27 protein-coding genes are annotated in these 24,059 nt (G+C 60.6%); 9 read left to right on the forward strand and 18 right to left on the reverse strand.

Annotated features, from left to right (window positions below; genetic code table 11):
* The first annotated feature begins 91 nt into the window (after nt 1-91).
* The gene (locus SBC1_RS14740) at nt 92-520 is read left to right on the forward strand and encodes a DUF3293 domain-containing protein (RefSeq protein WP_243830238.1); all 429 of its coding nucleotides are present in this window, start codon (nt 92-94) and stop codon (nt 518-520) included.
* A 98-nt stretch (nt 521-618) separates the two neighbouring features.
* Here SBC1_RS14740 and SBC1_RS14745 read toward each other — a convergent pair whose 3' ends face one another.
* The 5 genes from SBC1_RS14745 to SBC1_RS14765 all read right to left on the reverse strand — a co-directional run bounded on the left by SBC1_RS14745 (nt 619) and on the right by SBC1_RS14765 (nt 4,232).
* Nucleotides 619-951, reverse strand: coding sequence for a DUF4148 domain-containing protein (locus SBC1_RS14745; protein WP_165092524.1), 333 nt, complete (start codon nt 949-951; stop codon nt 619-621).
* A gap of 142 nt (nt 952-1,093) precedes the next feature.
* Nucleotides 1,094-1,534: a hypothetical protein gene (locus SBC1_RS14750; protein ID WP_206365964.1), complete on the reverse strand. Its 441-nt coding sequence runs from the start codon at nt 1,532-1,534 to the stop codon at nt 1,094-1,096.
* Nucleotides 1,535-1,573: 39 nt separating this feature from the next.
* Nucleotides 1,574-2,128 (reverse strand): outer membrane protein assembly factor BamE, encoded by a 555-nt coding sequence (bamE, locus tag SBC1_RS14755; RefSeq protein WP_165092525.1) that lies wholly within the window; start codon nt 2,126-2,128, stop codon nt 1,574-1,576.
* A 43-nt stretch (nt 2,129-2,171) separates the two neighbouring features.
* Nucleotides 2,172-3,092: a peptidoglycan DD-metalloendopeptidase family protein gene (locus SBC1_RS14760; protein ID WP_165988338.1), complete on the reverse strand. Its 921-nt coding sequence runs from the start codon at nt 3,090-3,092 to the stop codon at nt 2,172-2,174.
* 480 nt (nt 3,093-3,572) lie between these two features.
* A complete protein-coding gene (locus tag SBC1_RS14765; protein ID WP_165092527.1) occupies nt 3,573-4,232 on the reverse strand; it encodes a VTT domain-containing protein in 660 nt (219 codons plus the stop codon).
* Nucleotides 4,233-4,534: 302 nt separating this feature from the next.
* On the opposite strand from SBC1_RS14765, the gene mutL reads away from it, so the two are divergent.
* From mutL to SBC1_RS14780, 3 genes are all read left to right on the forward strand, one after another.
* On the forward strand, nt 4,535-6,535 hold the full coding sequence (gene mutL, locus SBC1_RS14770) for a DNA mismatch repair endonuclease MutL (protein ID WP_165093397.1): 2,001 nt from the start codon (nt 4,535-4,537) through the stop codon (nt 6,533-6,535).
* A complete protein-coding gene (miaA, locus tag SBC1_RS14775; RefSeq protein ID WP_165988339.1) occupies nt 6,532-7,470 on the forward strand; it encodes a tRNA (adenosine(37)-N6)-dimethylallyltransferase MiaA in 939 nt (312 codons plus the stop codon). The genes mutL and miaA overlap by 4 nt, the downstream gene beginning before the upstream one ends.
* Before the next feature lie 85 nt (nt 7,471-7,555).
* Complete coding sequence (locus SBC1_RS14780) at nt 7,556-7,882, forward strand: hypothetical protein (protein WP_165988340.1); 327 nt, start codon at nt 7,556-7,558, stop codon at nt 7,880-7,882.
* Between the two features lie 303 nt (nt 7,883-8,185).
* Here SBC1_RS14780 and SBC1_RS39625 read toward each other — a convergent pair whose 3' ends face one another.
* On the reverse strand, nt 8,186-8,374 hold the full coding sequence (locus tag SBC1_RS39625) for a hypothetical protein (protein WP_207958409.1): 189 nt from the start codon (nt 8,372-8,374) through the stop codon (nt 8,186-8,188).
* Here SBC1_RS39625 and SBC1_RS14790 point away from each other — a divergent pair.
* The 4 genes from SBC1_RS14790 to SBC1_RS14805 all read left to right on the forward strand — a co-directional run bounded on the left by SBC1_RS14790 (nt 8,373) and on the right by SBC1_RS14805 (nt 11,597).
* A complete protein-coding gene (locus tag SBC1_RS14790; RefSeq protein ID WP_165988341.1) occupies nt 8,373-9,191 on the forward strand; it encodes an alpha/beta fold hydrolase in 819 nt (272 codons plus the stop codon). The two genes, SBC1_RS39625 and SBC1_RS14790, sit on opposite strands and share 2 nt — an antisense overlap.
* Before the next feature lie 10 nt (nt 9,192-9,201).
* Nucleotides 9,202-10,215 (forward strand): amidohydrolase family protein, encoded by a 1,014-nt coding sequence (locus tag SBC1_RS14795; RefSeq protein WP_165988343.1) that lies wholly within the window; start codon nt 9,202-9,204, stop codon nt 10,213-10,215.
* Between the two features lie 206 nt (nt 10,216-10,421).
* On the forward strand, nt 10,422-10,616 hold the full coding sequence (locus SBC1_RS14800) for a hypothetical protein (RefSeq protein WP_165988345.1): 195 nt from the start codon (nt 10,422-10,424) through the stop codon (nt 10,614-10,616).
* A 9-nt stretch (nt 10,617-10,625) separates the two neighbouring features.
* Nucleotides 10,626-11,597: an aldo/keto reductase gene (locus SBC1_RS14805; RefSeq protein ID WP_165092533.1), complete on the forward strand. Its 972-nt coding sequence runs from the start codon at nt 10,626-10,628 to the stop codon at nt 11,595-11,597.
* 47 nt (nt 11,598-11,644) lie between these two features.
* On the opposite strand, the gene pyrF is transcribed toward SBC1_RS14805, so the two are convergent.
* From pyrF to SBC1_RS14860, 11 genes are all read right to left on the reverse strand, one after another.
* Complete coding sequence (gene pyrF, locus SBC1_RS14810; RefSeq protein ID WP_165988347.1) at nt 11,645-12,460, reverse strand: orotidine-5'-phosphate decarboxylase; 816 nt, start codon at nt 12,458-12,460, stop codon at nt 11,645-11,647.
* A 179-nt stretch (nt 12,461-12,639) separates the two neighbouring features.
* Complete coding sequence (locus SBC1_RS14815) at nt 12,640-13,749, reverse strand: aldose 1-epimerase (protein WP_165092535.1); 1,110 nt, start codon at nt 13,747-13,749, stop codon at nt 12,640-12,642.
* Nucleotides 13,750-13,924: 175 nt separating this feature from the next.
* Nucleotides 13,925-14,803 carry an SMP-30/gluconolactonase/LRE family protein gene (locus tag SBC1_RS14820; RefSeq protein ID WP_165988349.1) on the reverse strand — a complete coding sequence of 293 codons (879 nt, stop codon included), beginning with the start codon at nt 14,801-14,803 and terminating at the stop codon, nt 13,925-13,927.
* Nucleotides 14,800-15,591, reverse strand: coding sequence for an SDR family NAD(P)-dependent oxidoreductase (locus tag SBC1_RS14825; RefSeq protein WP_165988351.1), 792 nt, complete (start codon nt 15,589-15,591; stop codon nt 14,800-14,802). Before SBC1_RS14825 ends, SBC1_RS14820 begins: the two co-directional genes overlap by 4 nt.
* Before the next feature lie 31 nt (nt 15,592-15,622).
* Nucleotides 15,623-16,615, reverse strand: a complete 993-nt coding sequence (gene araH / locus SBC1_RS14830) for an L-arabinose ABC transporter permease AraH (RefSeq protein WP_165092538.1) — start codon at nt 16,613-16,615, stop codon at nt 15,623-15,625.
* Nucleotides 16,616-16,642: 27 nt separating this feature from the next.
* Nucleotides 16,643-18,160 carry an L-arabinose ABC transporter ATP-binding protein AraG gene (araG, locus tag SBC1_RS14835; RefSeq protein WP_165092539.1) on the reverse strand — a complete coding sequence of 506 codons (1,518 nt, stop codon included), beginning with the start codon at nt 18,158-18,160 and terminating at the stop codon, nt 16,643-16,645.
* A gap of 67 nt (nt 18,161-18,227) precedes the next feature.
* Nucleotides 18,228-19,238 (reverse strand): arabinose ABC transporter substrate-binding protein, encoded by a 1,011-nt coding sequence (locus tag SBC1_RS14840; protein WP_165092540.1) that lies wholly within the window; start codon nt 19,236-19,238, stop codon nt 18,228-18,230.
* 133 nt (nt 19,239-19,371) lie between these two features.
* Entirely contained in the window at nt 19,372-20,142 is a 771-nt protein-coding gene (locus SBC1_RS14845) for an SDR family oxidoreductase (protein ID WP_165988353.1), read from the reverse strand.
* Nucleotides 20,139-20,816 carry a 2-dehydro-3-deoxy-6-phosphogalactonate aldolase gene (locus SBC1_RS14850; protein WP_165092542.1) on the reverse strand — a complete coding sequence of 226 codons (678 nt, stop codon included), beginning with the start codon at nt 20,814-20,816 and terminating at the stop codon, nt 20,139-20,141. The genes SBC1_RS14845 and SBC1_RS14850 overlap by 4 nt, the downstream gene beginning before the upstream one ends.
* Nucleotides 20,817-20,826: 10 nt before the next feature.
* Nucleotides 20,827-21,855, reverse strand: a complete 1,029-nt coding sequence (locus tag SBC1_RS14855) for a 2-dehydro-3-deoxygalactonokinase (protein WP_165092543.1) — start codon at nt 21,853-21,855, stop codon at nt 20,827-20,829.
* Entirely contained in the window at nt 21,852-22,754 is a 903-nt protein-coding gene (locus tag SBC1_RS14860) for an IclR family transcriptional regulator (RefSeq protein WP_370469633.1), read from the reverse strand. The genes SBC1_RS14855 and SBC1_RS14860 overlap by 4 nt, the downstream gene beginning before the upstream one ends.
* Before the next feature lie 40 nt (nt 22,755-22,794).
* On the opposite strand from SBC1_RS14860, the gene SBC1_RS14865 reads away from it, so the two are divergent.
* Nucleotides 22,795-22,986 (forward strand): hypothetical protein, encoded by a 192-nt coding sequence (locus tag SBC1_RS14865; protein ID WP_165092545.1) that lies wholly within the window; start codon nt 22,795-22,797, stop codon nt 22,984-22,986.
* 332 nt (nt 22,987-23,318) lie between these two features.
* On the opposite strand, the gene mtgA is transcribed toward SBC1_RS14865, so the two are convergent.
* Entirely contained in the window at nt 23,319-24,041 is a 723-nt protein-coding gene (mtgA, locus tag SBC1_RS14870; protein WP_165092546.1) for a monofunctional biosynthetic peptidoglycan transglycosylase, read from the reverse strand.
* Between the last annotated feature and the right edge of the window lie 18 nt (nt 24,042-24,059).

Genomic DNA, 24,059 nt, shown 5'->3' on the forward strand with positions numbered 1-24,059 from the left:
GCGGAAAACTCTCACGCAACGGCGTAGGATCCGGTCTGATACGATTTCTACAGAATGCAGCCGGCTTTCCCCCTGGCGCAAGGAGATTGCTTTGCGGTTCAATTCGGCTATTGACCCGGACACGCTCCGGGCTTACGAGGAAACGCATTATCGCGTCCTGGGCGATGCCCCTGCAACGCTGCGCATAGGTCACGCCAATTCCGGTCTCGTCAAACTTCATCGGGCCTTTGGCGTCGACTGCAGTGCGTTTCTCACTGCAGCGAATCCGTTTAGCACATTGATCAATGCAACGGCCAACGCGATCCGGCAAGCCTCGCTTGCAGAGCAACTTGACCGCATGGGCCTGCGCCGCATCGAAGGGATGGGAGAACATCCGGTGGGGACATGGCCGGGTGAGCCGAGCTTCCTGGTTCTTGGAATGACACTTAGTGATGCAAAACAACTGGGTGCGCAACACGGGCAAAATGCGATCGTATGGTGCGGGCCAGACACCGTGCCTCAACTGATCCTGCTACGATAATTCGTGCAAGCGGCTAACGCTAATCGCTTAAGCCCGTGCAATCACGAAAGGACGACCGGTGACTCAAACTAACCATGAACGAGTCGTCCGTGCAGCCATCAAGAACCCGCATAGATGTTGCAGAAGCTGTAGGGCCCGACACAGGCTGCATGAGTCGGGCTGCCAACATTCACAAAGCGCGACGCGCTGGCGCTCGAACCGGCTGTCACGCCGCCATAGGCCGATGTGCCCTGCTTGGCTTGTGCGACCTGGTTTGTATAGATGCGAGCCACATCGGGATACGACGCGTTACTGACGAGTTGTGAACCATCTTGCTGCGCTTCAACGAGTTGTTGGCGGACTTCGGCGCGGGTCAGGCCTTGAGCCTGGGCAAATGCGCTTGACGATGCGAGAACAGCAGCGGACATGACGAACAGGGCAATCTTTTTCATTTTCGACTCCAGAGTGTTTAACGGGTTGGTACTAGGGCGAACCCATTTTTTTCCCGTCTATTCCGGATAAGTCGAAAATAATTTGCGAGTGGGTCTAGTCGAGGCTTCGTCGACTTACACTCATTAAGCGTCAGACCACCGATCAGCGGCAATCGGGTGCAATCGCTTCTTCCGTGCGATACGGTGTCGCGACGTCGTACACGCCTCTACGCATGCACTCCCCACACCAGCGCCGCGTGGCAACGTCCGCTTGCGCGTCCCATATATGCCCGAACGCGCATTCCCATCGCAACGGCGTGGTGGCATCGATGTAACTCGCCGATAACAACCGCCCGCCCCGTTCCACAGCGAGGGCCTTCAGCCGCTCGGTGTGCTGCTCGCGGCGTTGCGTTGCACAGTTCATGCAGCGCACGTTCTGCGCGGCGCTCAAGCCGTCGTCCCATGCGTGCCCGCGTCCGCATTGCCAGCCCGCGTCGGCCGTTTCAAGCGCTTCGAACGCCAACGCCCGGTCCGCGCGATGACGCGCCGCCAGCGCCATGAGCGCCTCGTGCTCAAGCACGTGTTTTGATTTTTGACGATTCATTAATATGGGTGCCCGTATTGAAACGCCCCGCCGCGCAACTCAGTGCTTGCCGCCGCCTAATGCTTCAGATCGCGACGTGGTCGTTACCATGCCATCGGGGCCGAAATGCGCGTTGAACATGGCGTCGCGCGTCACGCCGCCCTCCTCCCAATGCCAGCTCCACACGCGCTCTTTCTTCAGCGGATATTCGGCGATGGTCGTCGGCTTGCCCAGCAATCGCCGCACTTCGTCCTGCGTCATGCCCGGCCGTACCTTGGCTATGTTCTCCGCAGTCAGCACTTGCGTGACGGAGACGAACTTGCCGTTTGCATCGATATCGACGAAATAAGTATTCGTGCCCGCCGGTCCGCGCGGATATTCGAGGCGCTTCGAGCCGTCGGTGTAGGTGCGTACCGTTTCCGGTTCGCCCATCTGGTCGCGAATCTGCGCCTCGGTCGTCACGCCCGGCGTCAGGTCTTTTAGCAGCAAAGTGTCGGGTTTGACGGCGTTGAAAAACGCTTTGAGCTTGTTCATGGCATCCGCGTTTTGCTGGTCGTTGCAGCCGGCAAGCAGCACAGCAGACACGCACGTGGCAGCGAGCAGAAGTCTTTTCATATCAGCCAGGCTCCTGTCTCATGCGCGCTGTGCACCGTGTTCATCATCCGGCCTTCTTCAGTGACGGCACCGGATCCACTGCTTGCCCCGACTTGCGCAACTCGAAGTGAAGCAACGGCTTGTTGCTCGGCCCAGTCCCCATTTCCGCGATAGTCGCGCCCTGGCGGACCGTATCGCCTTCCTTCACCAGCAGCTTGCTGTTGTGCGCGTACGCGGTCAGGAAGTCGTTGCTGTGCTTGACGATGATCATCTGGCCGTAAGCGCGCAAACCGCTGCCAGCGTAGACGACCCTGCCCGCCGCCGCGGCTTTCACCGGTTCGCCGAGCTTGCCGCCAATATCAATGCCCTTGCTGCCACCTTCGCCGAACTTCGTGATCACGTCGCCTTGTGCCGGCCACGTGAGCCACGCGCCCTTCGCACTGATCTGAGGCGTGCTGGTATCAGGCGCTGCGCTGTTATTGCTCGCCGTTGCTGCCGGTGCGCCAATGATCGGCGGACCGGCCTTCGATCCCGCCGCCGACGAAGCCTGTTTGCTCCAGTCGTCGCCGTTGGCGGCCGTGCCGGTGCTGCCTGGCGGCGCCACGCGCAACAACTGGTCGATGTTGACCTGTTTGCTGTCGGGCAGGTTGTTCCACTTGATGAGATCGGACGGGCGCTGCTTTTGCGCGCGGGCGATGCCATAGAGCGTATCGCCCGGCTTCACGCGATAAAACCCCGGCCCGGCATTCGCCTGCACCGGCGCGCTGGCGGCCGGCCCGGCGACGGGCCCAGTGCCCGGCGGCGTAGTGGGAATGGTCGCTGGCGGGCTGGTGCCGCCCGTCGACTGGTCGACGATAGGCGCAGGCGTCAACGCCGTCGAGCAACCGGCGATAGAGACAGCCACACCGATAGAAACGAGCGCGCCGAGCACTCCCCCGCGGCCGTTGACGGCCCATCCTGTATTACCTGAACGCGATACCGCCATGCTTGCCGTTTTCCCTGACTTCCTGTTATCGATATTTCCGGGCTGCGCGCAAGCGCTCAGAACCGCATGCCGGCGCCACATCCGCCGAAAGCACCGCCGTTCGTTGCACTGCCGCCGCAACCAAAAATCCCGCAGCCGGCAAGCAGCGCCGTTACACCCAGCACCGCCACCGCCAGCCTGAGACGACGCCAGTTACACGCCGCTCCCGCTTCACTTCTTGTTCGTTCCAACATCAGCTATAAGACCTCGCCAACCTTCGCCAGCATAAAACATTTAACGTTTGTTCACGAAACGCCGGAATCGTTCATCTCGATATTCGAAACACCGAGCCGACAATTCGGCATTCTAACCTTTTACGTTTTGGCGGCGAAGACGCCAGCGGGCCCAGCACCGTGCCCGTGATAGCCGCGCTTTCAAAGTGCCGGCCCGGCGACTTCGAAAGCGCTTTCGGCTCAATCAACCTGACTCAATCAATCTGGCTCAATTGCTCGCTTTACGCCGCATGACTTTCCACAATGCGCCCAGCGCGATCGGCACGATTGCCGCGCACACGCCGACCAGCGCGATCACGTTCAGATACTGGCGAATAAACGGGATATTGCCGAAAAAATAGCCGAGCAGCACAAGCAGCAATACCCAGATCAATGCGCCGAGTATGTTGAACAATTGAAAACGCGAGGCTTTCATCGCCGATGCGCCTGCCACAAAGGGCGCGAACGTCCGCACGATCGGCACGAAGCGCGCGAGCACGATGGTTTTGCCGCCGTGCCGTTCGTAGAAACCTTGCGTCTTGCGGAGCGCTTCGCGATCGAGGAAACGTTCGAGCACGGGAATGTGGGTATCGAATACCTTGGGGCCGATCGCGCGGCCAATCCAGTAATTCACCGTGTTCCCGAGGATGGCCGCGATCAGCAGCAGGACAATCAGCGCACCAAGATCCATCGATCCGCTCGCGGCGAACGCGCCACCAATGAACAGCAGCGAGTCGCCCGGCAGGAACGGAAACACCACGAGCCCCGTTTCACAGAAAACGATCAGGAACAGCACCGCGTACACCCAGCCGCCGTAATGCTGGATGAAAAAACCGAGCGATTTGTCGATGTGGAGAATAAGACTCAGGAATGACAGCAGCGTATCCAAAAGGGGGCCTCGATCAGGACGGAATTAGCGGAAAATCAGGAACAGCAGCGTGCATGCACGGGCATATCGTTGCAAAAACGTTGCGATAAAAACAGTCGCGCCATGATACCGAACTCGACGCCGGAAAATTCGCGAAGCGCAGGTTCATTGCCGGGTTTTAGTGCTAATTGGCCCGTTTGCGCCGCTCCAGAACGCGCTCCGGAACGCGTAGAACAGCAGGCCGTTCGGTAACTGGCAAACGCGTAGTGGGAGACCGAACGGCGGTGAAATCGTTCACGGGCGCGAAGCTTTATAATTTCGGCATGCCCGATCTCATCGATTCATCCGACACCGTTTCCAACTCCTCCGCCCCCGCCGGGCGCTTGCCGCGCGCCATTCAGCAGTTGCCCGACCAGCTGATCAGCCAGATCGCGGCGGGCGAGGTGGTCGAAAGGCCGGCGTCGGTGGTGAAGGAACTGCTCGAAAATGCGGTGGACGCCGGCGCGTCGAGCTTGCGGATCACGCTCGACGAAGGCGGCGTGAAGCGGATCATGATCGTCGACGATGGCTGCGGCATCCCTCCGGCCGAGCTTCCGTTGGCGTTGTTGCGCCACGCCACCAGCAAGATCCGCTCGCTTGCCGAGCTGGAAGCTGTGGCGTCGCTGGGGTTTCGCGGTGAAGCGCTGGCATCGATTGCATCGGTGGCAGAGCTTTTTATCACCAGCCGCACGGCGGCGTGCGCGCATGCAACCCGGATCGACGCCCAGACCGGAGCGATCTCGCCAGCGGCCGGGACTATCGGCACGACCATGGAAGTGCGCGAGCTGTATTTCAACACGCCCGCGCGCCGTAAATTCCTGAAAAGCGAGCAGACCGAACTCGGGCATTGCCTGGAAGTGATCCGGCGCATGGCGCTGGCACGGCCGGACATTGCTATATCGGTGATTCATAACGGTAAAGCGGTCGAGCACTGGAACGCGTCGGACCCGTCCACTCGCGTGGCGAAAATTCTCGGCGATGTATTCGCCACCGCGCATCTGCCGCTCGACGAACGCGCCGGGCCGCTGGCCGTGTACGGCTGCGCCGGTCTGCCGACGGCGAGCCGCGGCCGCGCCGACCAGCAGTACTTCTTCGTCAACGGCCGGTTCGTGCGCGACAAGCTGCTGACGCACGCCGTGCGCGCCGCGTACGAGGACGTGTTGCACGGCAACCGCTATCCGGCGTATGTGCTGTTCCTCGATCTGCCGCCTGAATCCGTCGATGTGAACGTGCACCCGTCGAAGATCGAAGTGCGTTTCCGCGATTCGCGCTCGATTCATCAGTACGTGTTCCATGCCGTGCAGCGTGCGCTGGCGCGTAACGCGGGGGCTTCGCCGGAAACGACGGCCGGTGGGCACGCGGCGCAGCTCCAGCCAACGGGAGTCGCTTCGTTCAGCGCGCGGCCTTACGCGGGTGCGGGCTTCGGCGCGCAGGGCAGCGATTCCATGCCCGGGCCGGGACAGAAGACCGACAACAGCACGAACTGGCTGCGGCAATCGCGGATGACTCAGGGCAATCTGCCGGTCGCGCAGCCACTCGCGCTGTACGACGCGTTATTCGGCCGCCGCGACGTGAACGCCGGCATGCCGGAGGGCACGACGCTTGCCGCTGGCGTCGGCACGACAGACGCCTATTCGCCAAATCAGGCCAGTACACCGCTCTATGCCTCGATGCCCGGTGCGCCGGATATCGTTGCCGACGAGCAGCCGCTTGGCTTCGCGCTGGGCCAGATTCATGGCATCTACGTGCTGGCGCAGAACGCGCAAGGCTTGATCATCGTCGACATGCATGCGGCCCACGAGCGGATCCTTTACGAGCAGTTCAAGAACTCGCTGGCTGACCGGGCGATCGCGGTGCAGCCGCTGCTGATTCCTGTGACGATGACCGTCGATGCCGTGGAAATGGGCGTGGTCGAGGAAGAACGCGAAGTGCTGGACGCGTTGGGATTCGACCTGGCGATTCTGTCGCCGGGCTCGATTGCGATCCGTGCGGTCCCTGCCCTGCTGAAAGACGCCGATTTGCAGTCGCTCGCGCGCGCGGTGATTTCGGATTTACAGGCTTACGGCGGCTCGCGGGTATTGACCGAGCGTCAGCATGAATTGCTCGGCACGCTGGCGTGCCATCACGCGGTACGGGCAAACCGGCGGCTGACGCTGGACGAGATGAACGGCCTGTTGCGCCAGATGGAAGCCACCGAGCGCGGCGACCAGTGCAACCACGGTCGCCCGACGTGGTTCCAGTTGACGCTCGGCGATCTCGATCGACTTTTCATGCGCGGCCAATGAGCACGCGGCGGATTGCTTGTTTGCTAGGGCCAACGGCATCGGGAAAGACCGCAGCGGCGCTCGCGTTTGCGCAGCGCCAGCCGGTGGAAATCATCAGCGTGGATTCGGCGCTGGTTTATCGCGGCATGGATATAGGCACGGCTAAGCCGACGCAGGAAGAACTGGCACTGGCACCGCATCATCTGATCGATATCATCGATCCGACCGAGTCGTATTCGGCGGCGCAATTCCGGACGGATGCTTTGAAGCTGGTGGCGGAAATTGAATCACGCGGCCGAATCCCGTTGTTGGTCGGCGGGACGATGTTGTATTACATGGCCCTGACGCGCGGATTAAACGATTTGCCGGAGGCGAATCCGGAAATGCGCGCCGAACTCGACGCACAAGCCGCACGAGACGGCTGGCCGGCTTTACATGCGCGATTGGCTCTGATTGATTCAGAAACGGCAGCGCGACTTGCCCCGAACGATTCGCAGCGAATCCAGCGCGCGCTGGAAGTGTTCATGCTGACCGGCAGACCTCTATCCGCGATATTAAAAGACCCGAAAAAGAGCCAGGAAAGCGAACCTGAATTCGTTCCTATTGCGTTAGAGCCATCGGATAGAAGCGTATTGCATGGCCGGATAGAAAAACGCTTTGACCAGATGCTGAAGGCGGGTCTGATAGAAGAAGTCGAAAGCCTGCGCGCGCGGGGTGACTTAACGCCGAGCATGCCATCGATGCGCTGTGTGGGATACCGGCAAGTCTGGGAATATCTGGACCGAACAATCGACTACGCGACCATGCGCGATAAGGGCGTGTTCGCGACGCGCCAGTTGTGCAAACGTCAGCTGACGTGGCTGAGAAGCATCGAGGATCGGCGGATTGTGGATTGCACGGGAGAAAATGCGACGGAAGCCGCCCTCGTTGAAATCAAACGCGCAGTTCAAATGTAGCGCATTAGGCGCATACAAAGTCGCGCGCTGATGGCCCACGATTATTCGTGCGACGCCTGTCGGCTACAAACAACCGAACGACCGAATGACCACTATCCCGCGGGCTTGTGAAGAACATATCGACTTCATTCATTTCGGACTGCAAAACAATTTCGCAACTGATGCAGCAGCCCGGTTCTATCAGCCATCTCGAAAAAATCAGGCAGCCGGACAGTCGTTTTCAAATCGTCAATATCAGCCAATGGCAGTCGTATCACGCTACTTTAATGGACAGCACGATCCGGCCTGCTCCAACAGGTCGACTGCCGACCTGAATCAGACAGCAAGCATCAAAATGACGCACGGACTCTTCCGCCCGGTGGCTTACCATGCACATGTTCACGATTGTTTTTCACTAAGAACTGTCTCATGAAAGGGAGAACTCTCCTTGGCCCATCTCGCACGCAGATGAACCAACATCATCTGCGTCCACTCACACATCGTCGTCGAATTCGGTACTGGCCCTGACATCGGTACAGGTATGCCATTAAGCATAACGCCACCGTGTCAACGCAATGATCATCGGCGAAAACGTCAAACTGAATCTGGGCGCCATCAGTCACAACCGCTTCTACAACATGGTCGAAAAACGCTCCGGCGAATGGAAACAGCTGCACCGCTAGAACGTGCATGACCTTGCCAGCTTCACCTTCCCGCTGGGACTGGTCGATATTGACTAGAGCACCGTGGCGAGATACTCGCGAGATACGCCGCGCTGGCCTACATGATCGAAAAAAGCGGCTTTCCGGTCAAACGCGTGTTTGCCACGCGCGGGTGTGAACTGGAACCAAAAGATGAAGGCGGACGGGCTGCACTGGCTTGCTGCTTGAGCCATTTTTTGAATTATTTTGAGGGAATCGGTCATGAAAACATCCGCCACTGTACATACCGAAGGCGCTGACATTGCTTATGACGTTGAAGGCCAAGGGCCGTTATTGCTGCTGGTGGTTGGCGGCAATGGCGACAGCCGCCGCTTCACTCGGCTTTCTGCCCAGCTGGCTGACCGTTACACCGTGATCCGTTACGACCGCCGTGCCAACTTTCGCAGCACCGGCGACACACAAATTGAGATGGACATGGCGCAACAGGGGCGCGACGCCGCAGCCATCATTCGCGCACGGGGGACAGAACCGGCTTATGTATTTGGCAACAGCGCCGGGGCCAACATTGCGTTGAAGTTGACGCAGGATCACCCGCAATTGGTGCGTGGCCTGGTCGATCATGAGCCGCCAATCACTGACTTCTTGCCAGAGACCGAGGCCACACCGTGGCGGAAATTTTTCACCCGCGTGTACGACACTTACAAAACAAAGGGTGGAGCCGAGGCGATGAAACTGTTCAACACCTCGTTCGTCGGGCTGGATCTGAATGCCTCTGTGCCGGGGGATCAGGGTAGCGAGTTTGAACGCTTTCTAGCGCACGAATTCAACATAATCAACAGCTTCGTCCCCGACCTCGACGCCCTGCGCCGCGGCGGCGTGCCAATGGTCACCGCCAGAGGCCAGGCCAGCAGTAATGCATTTTATGCACAGACGGCGCGCGAACTGGCACGACAACTACCTTGCCCATGCATTGAGATGAGTGGCCATCATCTGAGCTACGCTACTGACCCGGTCGTGTTCGCCAATGAGTTGAACCAGATTCTGAACTCCCTGCCTGCGCGCCACGCATCACTTTCTTAGGATATCTAAGATGAAGATCATAAGTATTGAAGAACACGTCTCCGACACTGCCCTCGCCCAAGCCTGTCAGAAAGCTCAATCGGCCGAGGCTCCTTACTTTGCCGACTGGGTACGCCAGTCGAAGGATGACCCGGCATCGCGTATGGCTAGCGCCGCGACAGCCGTGACGCTGGCCACGGAGTTTGGGGAGCAACGGCTGGCGGACATGGACGCCAACGGTATCGACATGCAGATATTGTCGTACAGCAATTCTCCACAACTCCTGGCCCCGGCCGAAGCAGTACCGCTGACGCGCAATGCCAATGACAAACTGGCTGCGGCGGTCAAAGCCCATCCCAGCCGTTTCGGCGCGTTCGCCGCTCTGCCCTGGTCAGACCCACAGGCTGCGGCGGCCGAACTGGAACGCTGCATCAACACGCTCGGCTTTCAGGGCGCGATGATCACCGGGCGGCCCGGCGACACTTTTCTCGACGACCCGCGTTATGCGCCGGTGCTTGCTACCGCTGCAAAGCTGAATGTGCCGCTCTACACTCACCCCGGCGTGCCGATGCCCGTCGTGCAGCAAGCGTACTATGCAGGGCTCGATCCCGCTGTCAGTGCCCGTTTTTCGATGTTCGGGTGGGGTTGGCATGTTGAGCCCGGCGTGCAACTGGTGCGCATGATACTGGCCGGGGTGTTTGACAGACACCCGACGCTGCAAATCATTGCCGGACACTGGGGTGAGATGGTGCCGTTCTTTCTGGCACGGCTGGATGAAACGATGCCACCGAATATCACTGGCCTGTCGCGGACCATCACCGAGACATTTATCCAGCATATACACGTCACGCCCAGCGGCATGTTTAACCTGCCGCACTTACAGTTCACGCTGCAGGTGATGGGGGCCGATCGCATCATCTACGCCGTGGATTATCCCTACCTGACCAACCGGGGGGCGCGGTCGTTTCTGGAAAATGCGCCGATCTGTCAGGCTGACAAAGAAAAGATCGCACATGGCAACGCAGAAAAACTGTTCAAACTGTAAATGGCGATCCATGAAAATTTCACCCAATACCCTCCTCGTCACCAAAAACTCCGGTAACGCGGCTACAGATTCTGGAAGAAGCCACCGGCGCCGGTCCACGCCGCACTAAACCAAGCCCGCAGGAACTCAAGGACGGACTCGCCTCTTTCTATTACGACCTGACCGCGAGCACCTCCGCGGCGCAACTCTACGCGCTCCAGCAACGGGTGCCGGCCTCACCGCTGCTGATCGGCTTCGATAACCCATTTATGCCTGCATCCACTTTCGGCTCCCCCATTGCGGATGGAGAAAGCTGGGAGGGATTCAGCAATGAAGATTTGTCGCTGCTGGCCTATGGAAATGCCATACGACTCTTCCCCGATATTTTCGAACGCATGCAAAAAACCGCTGCAATTAAGTAAGGAATCGCAATGATAATCAAACGTCTTGGCAAGAACGGGCCGCCGGTTTCCGCGCTGGGCTTGGGCTGCATGACGCCGAAAAAATCCGGCAGCGACGAGGAAAGCATCGCCACCCTCCAGGCAGCGCTGGATGCGGGCCTCAATTTTCTGGACACCGCCGACTTCTACGGCATGGGTTATAGCGAATCCCTGATCGGCCGTGCGCTCAAGGGACGGAGGGATCAGGCCTTTCTCAGCGTCAAATGCGGTGCCATGTTCTCACCGTCGGGCGCTTTTCTCGGCCTTGACGGGCGGCCAGCTTCAGTCAAAAATTTCGCGGCCTACTCGCTGCAACGCTTGGACGTGGAGGTGATAGATCTCTACCAGCCGTGTCGGCTCGATCCGTCGGTACCCTATGAAGAAACCATCGGTGCCGTCGCCGACCTGATCAAAGAAGGCAAAGTCCGCTATCTGGGCGTGTCCGAAGTGGGCGCGGACAATCTGCGCCGAGCGCACAGTGTCCATCCCGTCAGTGCACTGGAAATCGAATATTCACTGGCGTGCCGCTTTATCGAGGCGGAAATCCTGCCCACCGCACGCGAGTTAGGCATCGCCGTTGTCCCTTACCGCGTCCTGGCCGACGGCCTGCTGAGCGGGGCAGCGGCGGGTACGTTCACCAAGAGCGACGCCTACCTGCAGCCGCCACGCCTGCAGGGAGACAACCTCCAACATAACCTCGCCAAGGTCGCGTTCCTGCAAAAGATGGCCGCTGACAAGGGCTATACGGCGGCACAACTGGCCGTGGCGTGGCTGCTTTCCCGCGGCGACGACATCATCCCGATAGTCGGCATGAGCCGGCGTTCGCGTCTGACGGAAAATTTGCAGACGCTCTCCATCCGCTTCAGTGCGGATGAACTGGCGGAGCTTGATCAAGCCTTCGCGCCCGGAGCGATCCTTGGTGATCGTTATCCAGCCTTTGTGCAGAAGTTTGCGGCGCAATGAACTGCAAGCGTGGGTAGGAAACCGGCACGGTTAAGCGTTCGGCAACATCAACCTACTGCATTAATAGCATCTCTCGTAAGCTTCGCAACTTCGGCGGCGGCATCGGCGAAATCATCGCCCTTGCCGGCATAAATAATCGCGCGCGAAGAATTAATCAGCATTCCACCTTTACCCGAAGAATCGCGCCCGGCACGGACGGTCGCTTCAACATCGCCGCCTTGAGCGCCAATGCCTGGAATCAAAAGCGGCATATCGCCAACAATAGAACGCACGACTTCGATCTCACGAGGAAAAGTCGCCCCAACGACCAGTCCTAATTGGCCACTCGCATTCCACTTCTCGGCAGCGAGCCGCGCCACGATCTGATAAAGCGGCGTTCCATCGACGTTAAGAAACTGCAGATCCGAGCCACCGGCATTCGACGTGCGGCACAGAACGATCACGCCCTTCCCGTCATGCTCGAGATACGGCTGAACCGAATCAAACCCCATATACGGATTAACCGTGACGGCATCGGCTTTGTATCGATCAAATGCTTCGATTGCATATTGCTCGGCGGTGCTGCCAATATCGCCGCGTTTGGCGTCCAGGATCACCGGCAATCCCGGATGCTCAGCGTGAATATGCGCAATCAGCCGCTCAAGCTGATCCTCCGCCCGATGCGCCGAAAAATACGCAATTTGCGGTTTGAACGAGCAGGCAAACGGCGCCGTAGCATCAACAATTTGACGGCAAAAATCGAAGATCGAATCAGCACGCCCTTTCAATGCACCCGGAAACCGTGACGGTTCCGGATCAAGCCCGACACAGAGTAACGACTGGGTCCGCGACCACGCGGCATTGAGCGATTCGATAAAAGACATGGGCATCCAGGGCGAGAGGGCAAATAAGCGATCCCGCATTTTAACGCGCCGCCGTGCGGTTTCTTGACGAGCGGCTTTGGGCCAGCCGCTAACCCCTAACCCCTCATCTCACCGCCGCCGTCTTGCGCGTCGCGCGGCTACGGGCCAGCCGCTAACGCCTAGCGCCCACCGCTAACCCCTCACCGCACCGCCGCCGCCGTCTTGCGCGCTTTCTGCCCCGCAGGCTGCTTTGGCCGTCCACGCCGCTTGGCTTCCCCCGACCGTTCAACGGTAAAGCTGAACTCGCGCGTCAGACCTTCGCCCGGCGCCAGCACCGTCATGCCGTGTGCTGCCCCGCCACCGGGCAGATTCACAGCATTGATCGGGTGATCGACGGGTTCGAAGCAGAAGAAATTCTGACCTGCCGGCGCATAGAGCACGTAGTAATCGGTATCGGCGCAAATGGTCAGCGACAACCGCCGCTTCGGCCACATCACGCTCGTGCGCCCGCTCCATCCGGTGAACGCGTTATTCACCATGGCGGCAGGCATGGGGTAAGCCACGCCGAATTGCCACGCAGGCGGCGCCGGAACGTGGCGGATCGGCAGGAAATCGTCGCCGCAAAGCCACAAGCCATCGGCGGCGGCAGACAACTCGGTATCGGCCTCGCGCGTGAGGAACGGATGCAATCCAAGCCCGAACGGCAACGCCTCGCGCCCGGTATTCTCGATATAAAGCGTCACCACCAGCGTCGACGCTTCAAGCGTGAACGACTGGCTCGCCTGATATGAATACGGCGCGCCATCGCGGCGATCCAGCGTGAGGCGCACGTGTGTGGAACTCTCCGACGCCACGTCCCACGCGCCAAGCCAGCCGTCGCCGTGTAACGGCAGCGGCTCGCCGGGCCGGTTGCACGGCACATCGACACCGCGCCCGAGAAACTGAAACCGCCCGCCGCCGATGCGATTCGAATACGGCAGCAGCGGATAACACGCGAGCTCGTTCGGATCGGTGGCCGCGCTCGGCGCGAGGCACGGCCGGAAGATTGGCACGAGCGCGCCGTCGCTGCGCCAGTCGAAGCGCGTGATGCCGCCGCCGAGCGCCGGCGCGATATCGAGGCGTAGTTGTGCGTTGGCGAGCGTGATGCAACCGTTGACACCCGCGCCGCCCATCGCGACAACCGACGTGGCGGGCCCCGGACGAATCGGCGGCTCAGTCGCGGCGGCAAGCTTCGAACGGCGGGTGGGCGCGGCTGGCCGGGACGACGCCGGTGGTGGCGTGGAGCTTCGTGCTGGGCGGGCAACAGTCATCGTGGCTGACTCCGAACGAGAGGCGATCGATCCCGTGGTCCTGGCCTGAGGCTCCAGCATGCCCGGGAAGCTGCGGGCAGCGCGTCGTGCGCGCCGCCTCGTTTTTTGCTTGCATCGTGATACCGCAGGTCTGCTGCGCGGCGCGGTGCGTGGAGCACCCGCCGCACCCGCCCGCTCAGTCCATTTGGCTATCCGCGCGAAACACTGGCTCAGCGATACCCCGGGCCGGCGGTGTCGCAATAAACACCGCGCCCGCATATGGATCGTCCTGCAACGCGCCCGCGTCCAGTCCAACCCGCGCGCTCGTGATGTACACCGTGCCGAGTTGCGCTCCGCCGAACGCGACGCAGCTTGGCTGCGTGGTCGCCACGTCGATGCGCGCTGTTTCGCGGCCATCGGGGTCATAACGCACCACGCGGTTGCCGCCCCACTGCGCGTTCCACAGGCCGCCATCGCGATCGACGGCGGAACCATCCGGCTCACCGCTCGCATCAGACAATTCGACAAACACGCGCTGGTTTGCAAACGAATCGTAGTCACAGACGCGAATCATGCGCTCCGGGGAATCGCAAAAGTACATGCGCGCCCCATTCGGACTGAACGCGATGCTGTTCGAAATCGCGCACTCGCCGAGCGGCAAACGCTCAAGCGACAAATCCAGGTTCAACCGATAAAACCCGCCAATCTTCTCCGCCTTCGCCACGTCGTGTTTCGTGCCGAACACGAAACGGCCTTGGCGATCGCATTTGCCATCATTGATGCGTGTCGGCAGGTCGGCTTCCACCGGCATGATCGTTTCGATCGCGCCAGTCTTCAGACTAAAGAACGCCAGCCGCGAAGCCAAGCCAAGCAACAGCACGTCGGCATCGGCGCATAACGCGAAGCAGGCAAGACGCTCCGGCATGTCATACGAAACACGGCTGGCATCGCGTGGATCGTAGCGCCACAAACGCTTGCCTTCAATATCGGTCCAGTAAAAACGCCCGGTGTCGGCACACCACGTCGCGCCTTCGCCCAGCGCGCATTTGCTGTCGATCAGCAGATGCGCTTTCATGCCCAGCCTCCGTCAATGACCACTTCCTGCGCGGTCATCATGCTGCTGTCATCCGATGCCAGGAACAACGCGGCCCGCGCAAGATGCACGGGGAGCAATTCCGCATCAATGCACTGGCCCTCCTTGATCGCGCGCTTACCCGCCTCGTCGAGCCATAGGCGACGTTGCTTTTCCGTCATCACCCATCCCGGCACGAGCGTATTCACCCGGATATTGAACGGGCCGAGATCGCGAGCGAGTCCATTCGTCATACCTTGCACGGCCGCTTTCGCGGTGACGTAGACGGGAAAACCGCCTTGTTTCAGCATCCAGCTGATCGAGCCGAGGTTCACGATCGACCCGCCGCCGAGCTGCTTCATGTCGTCGATCACCGCCTGCGCCGCGAAAAACTGATGGCGGATATTCACCGCGATACCGGCGTCGTAGGACTCCGGCGTCACGTCCTCGATGTTGTGACGCTTGTCGTTCGCCGCGTTGTTCACCAGCACGCCGATAGGCCCCAGCGTGCTGCGCACATCGGCAATTCCTTTGCGCAACGCGTCGATATTCGTCAGGTCCACGCGCAGGAACATCGGCCGGAATTGTCCTTCGGCCAGATCCGCGCCGAGCTGATCCGCGAGCGCTTCGCCGGCGTTGGTATCGATATCGAAGAACGCGACCTTCGCGCCCTGATCGAAGAAATGCTCGACGAACGCCGCGCCAATGCCCGTCGCGCCGCCTGTAATCAGCACCACCTTGCCGGCGAGGCTCGGATAGCGCGCGAGGGTTTTATCGACTGAACTGGCCATCTGTCCCTAACCTCTCATTTAGTCGCTGCATTTAGTCGCGCGAGCCGCGATTCTTCAACTGGTCGAGCAGCACTGCGGCAAGCAAGATTGCGCCGCGCACAAGGTACTGATAGAACGCGTCGATGTTCATCAGGTTCATCACGTTCTCGACCGTGCCCATGATCAGCACGCCGATCACTACGCCCGAAATTGTCGCGCGGCCGCCGAGCAGCGACACGCCGCCGAGCACGCACGCAGAAATCACGTTGAGCTCGAAGCCGTCGGCGGCGTTCGGTTGTCCCGACGTAATCCGCGACGCCAGGATCACCCCGGCGAGTGCCGCCACCGCGCCCTGGATCAGGAAAATCCAGACACGGGTGCGTTCCACATTGATACCAGCCAAACGTGACGCTTCCGCGTTACCGCCAATCGCGAGCGTATTGCGCCCATACACGGTCTGATTCAGCAGCACGCCGAACACGATGAAACACGCCAGCGTGACCCAGATCGGCAGCGAGACGCCGAACATGGTCAAGCCGCCCAGCGCGATAAACGTATCCGACGACACGCCCACCGCCTGCCCGTGCGACACGATAAACCCAAGGCCGCGCACGACTTCCATCGTAGCCAGCGTAGTAATCAGCGCGTTGATCCGCAAGTACGCAATCACCGCGCCGTTCACGAAGCCGATGGCCGAACCCGCCGCCACCGCCGCGATAATCGCGATAAACGTGTTCCCCGTGGCGTTCAGCACCATCGCGCAGAGCACGCCAGCGAACGCCACCGTGGACCCGACCGACAAGTCGAAATCCCGCGATGCGAGGCAGAACATCATCGTGCAAGCGACCATGCCGATTTGCGAAATCGACAGCGCCAGGCCGAGCATGTTCTCGATGGAGAAGAAGTGGTCGACCGAGAGCGACATCGTGATGAACATCAAGATGAAGATCACGACCAGGCTGTATTCGGTGATCTGCTGCCACCACTTCTGCTTGTCGTTTTTCGCTGGCACCAGCGTGTTGGTAATGTTTTCCCTGACTTCCATGATGTCCTCCATCTCCACTTTTTTGCTTCAGGCTGCCTTCGCAGTCGGTTCCGATTGCACAGGCAGCGCAAGATTCAGCACTGATTGTTCGTTTGCGGTGCCACGCGGCAACTCGCCCGCGATCCGCCCTTGCCGCATCACCACGATCCTGTCGGACACGCCCAGCACTTCCGGCAGTTCAGATGAAATCATCACGATCGCGCAGCCGCGTTCGGCTAGCTGATAGATCACGTTATAGATTTCGTGCTTCGCGCCCACGTCAATGCCGCGCGTGGGTTCATCGAGGATCACGACCTTCAGTTCCGGCTCAGCGAGCCAGCGCGACAGAATGGTTTTTTGCTGATTGCCGCCGGAGAGGAAGCGAATTTTTTGCTTGCGGCTCGGCGTCTTGATCTTCAGCAACTGGATGAAACGCTCGGCAGTTGCGGCTTCTTTCTTACGATCCAGGAACAACCCGCCGCGCAGGTAATGCCGCCTGCACGAGATATTGATGTTCTCCGACACCGACGCCATGGCCACAATGCCTTCTTCCTTGCGATCTTCAGGACACAACACAATGCCGTGTTTGATCGCTTCGCCCGCACTGCGGACCTTGATCGGCTCGCCATCGAGCGTGATCGTGCCGGCCTTCTTGCGGTCCGCACCGTAGACGAGGTGCATCAGTTCACTGCGCCCCGCGCCCACCAGCCCAAAGAAGCCGACAATCTCGCCGCGGCGTACTTCAAAACTTGTCGGTTCACGCAGCGCGTGTCCTTCAATGTTGGTGACAGAGAAGCGCACATCGCCGAGTTTGCGCGGCTTGTAATCGTAGATATCCGAAATTTCTCGCCCGACCATTTCCTGCACGAGCGTATCGCGCGGAACTTCGGCCAGATTCGCGTGCGACGCGATCTTGCGCCCATCGCGGAAAATGGTGCACGTATTGCACAGCTCGTAAATCTCGTCCATGCGGTGCGAGATGTAGATCAGCGCGCGGTTGTCCGCTTTCAGGTCGCGCACGAGCTTGAACAACACTTCCGTCTCGCGATGCGATAGCGATGACGTAGGTTCATCGAGCGCAATCACGCGTGCGTTACGCAGCAGCGCCTTGCAAATTTCAACCATCTGCCGTTGCGCGATGGAAAGCTTCTTGAGCTTCGCGTTCGGATCGAGATCGACACCCATTTGCAAGAGCCGCTCGCGAACGTGTTTTTTACCTTCGCGCTTGTGCACCCAGCCGAACGTGTTCGGCAAAGAACCGAGCAGCAGGTTTTCTGCGACCGTGAGATCGGGCACGTACTGCAACTCCTGGTGAATCACCGCGATACCCGCCGCAATCGATGCGGCCGCGCTCGCGAACTTCACCTCGTTGCCATCGATCAGGACACGCCCGGAATCCGGCTGATATTCACCGCCCAGCACTTTCAGCAAAGTCGATTTGCCCGCGCCGTTCTCGCCCATCAGGCCGTGCACTTCGCCGGCGTTGACGTCGAACGACACGCCGTCGAGCGCGCGCACGCCTGGAAAAACCTTACCGATATTGTCAAAACGCAGCGTCGCTGACACATCGCCTCCTTGGAATTCGTGCGGACCGCGCGGCATCTAAGCGCGCGGTCCGTATTGCAGAACGACCTTACTTAGCCGATGCCAGGCCCATCTTTTCGCGCACTTCACCCACGTTGTCACGCGTCGCCAGCATGCCGGTAGTCAACGTCACGAGCGGCGGTTCCTTGCCGTCCTTGATCCACGTGTACATGAGTTCCGACGTTTCCTCGCCATGACGCTTCGGGCTGATGATGACGGTCGCATAGAAGCCCGTCGGGTTCGGTTTCTTGAACTCGCTCAAGGCCGAATCCGAGCCGCCGATACCCACGCCAATCATGTTGTCCGCCTTGAAACCACGACCTTCCGCTGCGCGCACCGCGCCGAGCACGGCTTCGTCGTTCAGGCCGAACGCCACCCAGTGCTTGTATTGCGGATTCTTCGTGAGTGCGATGTTCGCGGCGTTGAACGCATTTTCCGTGTCGGTCTTGGCTTGCGGCGCCATCACGATGTTCGCCTTCGGAAAGCCCGCTGCAACCAGTGCGTCGGCTGCACCCGTCGTACGGTCATGGGCTGTCGGCAGTTGCTCGTAGGTCACGTCGATAGCGCCAACTTCAGCCATGTTCCAGCCGCGCTTCTTGATCTCTTCGGCAATGCCATCACCCACCTGCTTGCCGATGTTGTATGCCGAGATGCCCATGTACGGCACCGATGCAATCGGCTTGCCCGACCCGTCCACCAGGCGGTCATCCACCGTCATCATCTTCAGTCCGGCGGCTTTCGCCTTTGCAACAATGCCCGGTCCGAGCTTGACGTCAGGCGTGCAGATCACGAAACCCTGGGCCTTTTGCGCGGCGAGGTTGTCGATCGCGCTCATCACCTTTTCACCTGACGGTGCGCCGATCTTCACCAGCGTGAAGCCCTTTTCCTTGGCCGCGATTTCGGCGAATTTCCACTCATCCTGGAACCACGGTTCTTCCGGCTGCTTCACCAGGAAGCCGATCTTGACGTCATCGGCGGCTTGCGCCACCGGCGCCGTGAACAAGGTCGCGCTTGCTGCGGTGGCCGTGGCAACGAGCGTGAGGAACATTCTGCGTTTCATGGTCTGTCTCCTGACTTGACTGTCTAGTTGGTACGAAGGTATTGGCCGCGTCTTGTTGTAGTGACGTCGCACCACGGCCAGTGCGTCATCCTTTGCTGCTTAGCTTGTGTATTCGTTGTGTATTCGTATGGTTCTAGTCGTGATACAGCGCCGAGCGCCCGCCATCCACCGTGATGCAACTCGCGTTGATAAACGGCGCTTCGTCGGAAGCGAGGAACACGGCGGTCATTGCCACTTCCTCCGGCTGGCCGATGCGCTTCATCGGTTGCAGATCGAGCGTTGCTTGTTTCGCTTTGGCTGGATCGGGTTGCTCGTTCCACCAGTCGTGCGTGAGTTGCGTCTCGATGTAACCCGGCGCAATCGCGTTCACGCGCACCTGCCGCCCCGCATATTCGATACCCAACGCCCGCGTCAATCCGATCACGCCGTGCTTCGCCACCGGATACGGAAAACAACCCGGGATGATCTTGAACGAGTGAGTAGAAGCAATATTCACGATGCTGCCGCGCCCGCGTTCAACCATGCCCGGCAACACGGCGCGGCAACCGTTCCAGACGCCGTCGAGATCGACGGCGAAGCAGCGGCGCCAGTCGTCGTCGGTCATGGTCAATGGATCGCAAAACACGTTGATGCCCGCGTTGTTCACCAGCACGTCGATGGGGCCGAACTTCGCTTCTGCTTCGCTGACCGCGTTCTGCACCGATGCGCTTTGCGTCACGTCCGTTTGCACCGCGAGCACGTTGTCCGCCGATCCGATCCGCGCCGCCGTTTCACGCGCTAACGCGATGTCCAGTTCCGCCAGCACCACTGCCGCGCCTTCACGAACGAACGCACTGGCAATTGCCGCGCCGATGCCACGCCCGGCGCCGGTGATGATCGCGACCTTGCCCGCGAGCCGGGTCATTTCTTCTGGCCTCGCGCCACGGCCAATCCGTTGATGAACGCCTTCGCATGCGAGGCCGTCGTTGCCGCGCTCTGACCTGGCTTGTACAGCGCCGAGCCCAGGCCGAAGCCATTCGCGCCCGCTGTCAGGAACGGCCCCATGTTGTCGGGCGAAATTCCGCCGACCGGCACAAGCGGCACTTGCGCTGCGATCACCGCGCGCCACGCCTTCACCACATGCGCGCCAAGCTGCTCGGCGGGAAACATCTTCAGCACGTCCGCACCGTTCTTCAGCGCGAGGAATGCTTCGTTCGGCGTCGCGACGCCCGGCGCGCAGGCAAGCCCTTGCGCTTTCGCGGCGCGCACAATGTCGCCGTCGCTATGCGGCATCACGATCAACTCGCCGCCAGCCTGTTTCACTTGCGCGACGTAATCCGGGTGCAGGACCGTGCCCGCGCCGACGACTGCGTCGGCGGGCAGCACCTGACGGATCGCCGCGATGCTGTCGAACGGCTGCGGTGAATTCAACGGCACTTCCATGATCCGAAAGCCCGCTTCGTACAACGCGCGGCCATGGTCAGCGGCGTCCGCGGGCGTCACGCCGCGCAGGATTGCGATCAGCGGACACAGGCCGAACGCAGCGGCGAGGCCTGCGTGCGGCGCGTAAGGCGCGGGGAGGTTGATATCGATTTGCATGGTCCTGCTCCTAATTAGATGCGCTTGCTGTCGACTGGATCAGGCCAGCCTGCAGCGCGATCCGATGCAACCCGCGCTCGGTCGCGTGCGCGACGGTCCGCGCGTCGTTGCAACCGAAGCGCGTGAGCGCGTGGCGATAACGTTCGCAAAGCGCGTCGTTACCGATCAGCCTTAATGCCTTGCCCGCGAGGTCCGCTTGCTCACGCGCCAGCACTTCATTGAGGCCGCGTAATTCGTGGCCGATCAACAGGCCCGAGAGGTAATCTGCTTGTTGCTCGGGCTTCAGTTGCCCGGTCAGTCCCAGCGTGCGGGTGCTGAAAATCGTGGCGAGCAAACCCGCGTGACCCGCGTCTTTGGCAGTATCCACACCGCGAATGAACGCACCCAGATCGTGCTTATCGGTCGCGCGCATCGTGCGGCCGAGGATGGTGTGATCGCGCAGCGCGCCGAAGGTCTCGCCAGTCATGAAGGTGTAGAACCGCTCGATGCGTCCCTTGGATACAACCGCCCACTTCGCATGCGTTCCCGGCAAACCGATCAGGCCGCCGTGCGGTGTCTGGTCCAGCGTGGCGTCGCTGGCGAGCGCGCCGAAGATCTGCGTTTCTTCACCGCGCATCACGTTCGGCAACGCGCCTTCTTCAAGCACGCCCGGCACGATGTGGACCGTCACCCCCTTGAGCGTTGTCACGCGCACGATGCCCGCTACCAGCGCAGCCGGATCGGCGGGGGTGGACACATACGGCGCTTCCATCCAGCCTTGCGCGCTGCCGACCATGCCTGCCGCAATCACCGGAAGCGGCACGCCGCTGGCGAGCCATGCGCCGCAGGTTGCATCGAATACGGTGTCGAAACCGCCTTCCGCCGCGGGCTTCGGCAAATTCATGATGCCCGCCGACGATGTCCGCGTATCCAGCACCGCGCCCTGTGCGTCGAGCAGATAGGCGCGCAGCGCAGTCGTGCCCCAGTCGAGCGCGATGAGAGCCGGAGCTCCTTCAGCGCGGCCTGGTTGCGTCTCGGCCGATATGTCGGTCCGCGTCATCGTTTAATCCTGCGTGTTGCGGGCTGCGGAACGCGCCAGCCGAGTTCTTGCGAGATCGCGCGTGCTTCGCGCTGCACGACCGGAATCAGTTCTTCCATGCGCTCCGACGGCATGTAGGGAATCGTGCTCGCCACCGAAAGCGCCGCCACGATCGCGCCCGACGCGTCGCGCACCGGCGCCGCGACGCAACGGATCGACGCTTCGTTCTCCTCGAGATCGAAGGTGAAACCGCCTTGCGAATAACGCGTCATGCGCTGGATGAAGGTATCGATATCGGGCTGGTGATCGGGCTTGAAACTCACTTTGGCGAGCACGCGATGCGATGCTTCCAGCAGCTTCGACCACGTCTCGGGCGGCAGGTCGAGCATCATCGCCTTGCCGATTCCCGTCGATGCCAGCGGCATCCGGTGACCCACCCGCGAGCGCATTTCCAGGCCGCGCGTGCCAGGAATCTTGTCGATGTAGAGCACGTCGTCGCCGTCGCGCACGCCGAGGTGGATGGTGTCGTGCGTGTGTTCAGCAAGCACTTGCAGATGCGGACGCGCTACCGCGGTGAGCGGCATTTGTTCGAGCGCGATCGTGCCGAGTTCGATCAGCTTCGGGCCGAGCAAATACCCGCCGCCGACCTGGCGCAGATAGCGCGCCTGCACCAGCGAGCTCACCAGGCGATGCGTCGTGCTGCGGGTCGTGCCGAGCGCCGCGCCGATGCTGCGCAGATCGCGCGCGCCGGTGGCTGCGGCTTCGAGAATCGCGAGGCCGCGCAACAGGGTTTGCGTGCCGGCTTGCTGCGGCGTGAGGTCGAGCAATGCAGCCGCCGATGCCTGCGCTTCGCTCGGCTCGTTCGCGGCCTCTGCTGCATTTGCCTCGGGCGCCGCCGGTTTGCCGGCCGTGCGGTCCATCGACAATTCATGCTCGACGGTAGTGTTCAGGGTCTTGGTCATGGCACTCGATGTTCGCGGCTTGGGAATGATTGAGCGTTCGTTCACGACGCGGGTTATCGGGCCGATGGCACGCGGCGAAGCGTCACGCGGGAACCGGCGCGAGGAATCATCGATAAGGAGTGCGAGACACGCGGATGCGAGTGCAGATTCGAGCGCGCTGATTGCGCTGATGTCGCTGACGTTGGCATGACTTGTCTCCGAGTGCTTTTTTCGTTTCACGCGATCCGAGGGGAAACCCTGAACCGCGTGTAACTGCCGTTTTGGCTGTGATCGGATTTTAGTGCCGGGCGTCGCGATTATTCAATATGTGATTGATGTGTTCACATATTGGGAGATTAGACGCGTTTGAGCGAGGGCGCTGGAAACGAAAAAACCCCGACGAATCGGGGCTTTTGGGAGAACCGTGGATCGCAAACGCAAGCTGCATCAGCTCTTATGCAGGCGTTCTTTCGTCTTCGCGAATTGCATCGAGCGCGACAGCCTGCTTGTCACTAAGGCGGTGGGCGTCCTACCGAAGCCCCCTCACTGCGGCAATTCCGCCGCCCCCATCCGGCGCGTGATCACCCCCGCCCGTTGCGACAAATACGCAGACCCGCGATGTTCATCGAAGTATTTCGGCCGGGGCAACATCACCGCGAGCCGCGCCGACTGCCACGAGGTCAGTTTCGACGCCGAGGTCTTGTAGTAGTAATGCGCCGCCGCTTCCGCGCCATAAACGCCATTCCCCCACTCCACCGAATTCAGATAGATCTCGAAGATGCGTTCCTTGTCCATCCAGAGCTCGAGCATGGACGTGATGACCAGTTCCTGCGCCTTCCTCACATAGCTCTTTTCCCGCGATAAAAACAGGTTGCGCGCCAGTTGCTGCGAGATGGTCGAGCCACCCGCGACAATCTTGCCGCGCGCCTTGTTCTTCTCCCAGGCTTGCAGGATGGCATCGGTTTCGTAACCGTTGTTGTTGACGAAATTCGCGTCCTCGGACGCAATGATCGCGCGCTTCAGGTTGCGCGAGATCTGGTCGTACGGAACCCAGGTGCGCTGGATGGCGAGATCAGGGCGGTCTTGCGCGAGCCGCCACGCATCCGAGCGCATGAACGCCGTCGATGAAGGATTGACGAACGTATAAATCCCGACCATCGCGAAGAAGTAGACCTGCGTGGCGATGGCGGCAATCGCCATGACCGAGATGCCGTAGACAATCCATCGAGCCGGCCCGAGACGACCGGGCGATTTTGTTGTTGTCATCGTGCTTCTTCTGTTTGG

It is taken from the genome of Caballeronia sp. SBC1 (assembly GCF_011493005.1).
In the GTDB taxonomy this organism is placed as follows: domain Bacteria; phylum Pseudomonadota; class Gammaproteobacteria; order Burkholderiales; family Burkholderiaceae; genus Caballeronia.

Coding starts and splice junctions, on each gene's coding strand:
- araH (WP_165092538.1), bottom strand. CDS start 16,615: ATGGAAGTCAGGGAAAACATTACCAACACGCTGGTGCCAGCGAAAAAC.
- pyrF (WP_165988347.1), bottom strand. CDS start 12,460: ATGTCTTTTATCGAATCGCTCAATGCCGCGTGGTCGCGGACCCAGTCG.
- SBC1_RS14840 (WP_165092540.1), bottom strand. CDS start 19,238: ATGAAACGCAGAATGTTCCTCACGCTCGTTGCCACGGCCACCGCAGCA.
- SBC1_RS14780 (WP_165988340.1), top strand. CDS start 7,556: ATGACCACTATCCCGCGGGCTTGTGAAGAACATATCGACTTCATTCAT.
- SBC1_RS14750 (WP_206365964.1), bottom strand. CDS start 1,534: ATGAATCGTCAAAAATCAAAACACGTGCTTGAGCACGAGGCGCTCATG.
- SBC1_RS14760 (WP_165988338.1), bottom strand. CDS start 3,092: ATGGCGGTATCGCGTTCAGGTAATACAGGATGGGCCGTCAACGGCCGC.
- SBC1_RS14855 (WP_165092543.1), bottom strand. CDS start 21,855: ATGACGCGGACCGACATATCGGCCGAGACGCAACCAGGCCGCGCTGAA.
- SBC1_RS14845 (WP_165988353.1), bottom strand. CDS start 20,142: ATGACCCGGCTCGCGGGCAAGGTCGCGATCATCACCGGCGCCGGGCGT.
- SBC1_RS14795 (WP_165988343.1), top strand. CDS start 9,202: ATGAAGATCATAAGTATTGAAGAACACGTCTCCGACACTGCCCTCGCC.
- SBC1_RS14860 (WP_370469633.1), bottom strand. CDS start 22,754: ATGGACCGCACGGCCGGCAAACCGGCGGCGCCCGAGGCAAATGCAGCA.
- bamE (WP_165092525.1), bottom strand. CDS start 2,128: ATGAAAAGACTTCTGCTCGCTGCCACGTGCGTGTCTGCTGTGCTGCTT.
- SBC1_RS14825 (WP_165988351.1), bottom strand. CDS start 15,591: ATGGCCAGTTCAGTCGATAAAACCCTCGCGCGCTATCCGAGCCTCGCC.
- SBC1_RS14805 (WP_165092533.1), top strand. CDS start 10,626: ATGATAATCAAACGTCTTGGCAAGAACGGGCCGCCGGTTTCCGCGCTG.
- miaA (WP_165988339.1), top strand. CDS start 6,532: ATGAGCACGCGGCGGATTGCTTGTTTGCTAGGGCCAACGGCATCGGGA.
- mtgA (WP_165092546.1), bottom strand. CDS start 24,041: ATGACAACAACAAAATCGCCCGGTCGTCTCGGGCCGGCTCGATGGATT.
- SBC1_RS14865 (WP_165092545.1), top strand. CDS start 22,795: ATGGCACTCGATGTTCGCGGCTTGGGAATGATTGAGCGTTCGTTCACG.
- SBC1_RS14815 (WP_165092535.1), bottom strand. CDS start 13,749: ATGACTGTTGCCCGCCCAGCACGAAGCTCCACGCCACCACCGGCGTCG.
- SBC1_RS39625 (WP_207958409.1), bottom strand. CDS start 8,374: ATGACCGATTCCCTCAAAATAATTCAAAAAATGGCTCAAGCAGCAAGC.
- SBC1_RS14745 (WP_165092524.1), bottom strand. CDS start 951: ATGAAAAAGATTGCCCTGTTCGTCATGTCCGCTGCTGTTCTCGCATCG.
- SBC1_RS14820 (WP_165988349.1), bottom strand. CDS start 14,803: ATGAAAGCGCATCTGCTGATCGACAGCAAATGCGCGCTGGGCGAAGGC.
- mutL (WP_165093397.1), top strand. CDS start 4,535: ATGCCCGATCTCATCGATTCATCCGACACCGTTTCCAACTCCTCCGCC.
- SBC1_RS14790 (WP_165988341.1), top strand. CDS start 8,373: ATGAAAACATCCGCCACTGTACATACCGAAGGCGCTGACATTGCTTAT.
- SBC1_RS14850 (WP_165092542.1), bottom strand. CDS start 20,816: ATGCAAATCGATATCAACCTCCCCGCGCCTTACGCGCCGCACGCAGGC.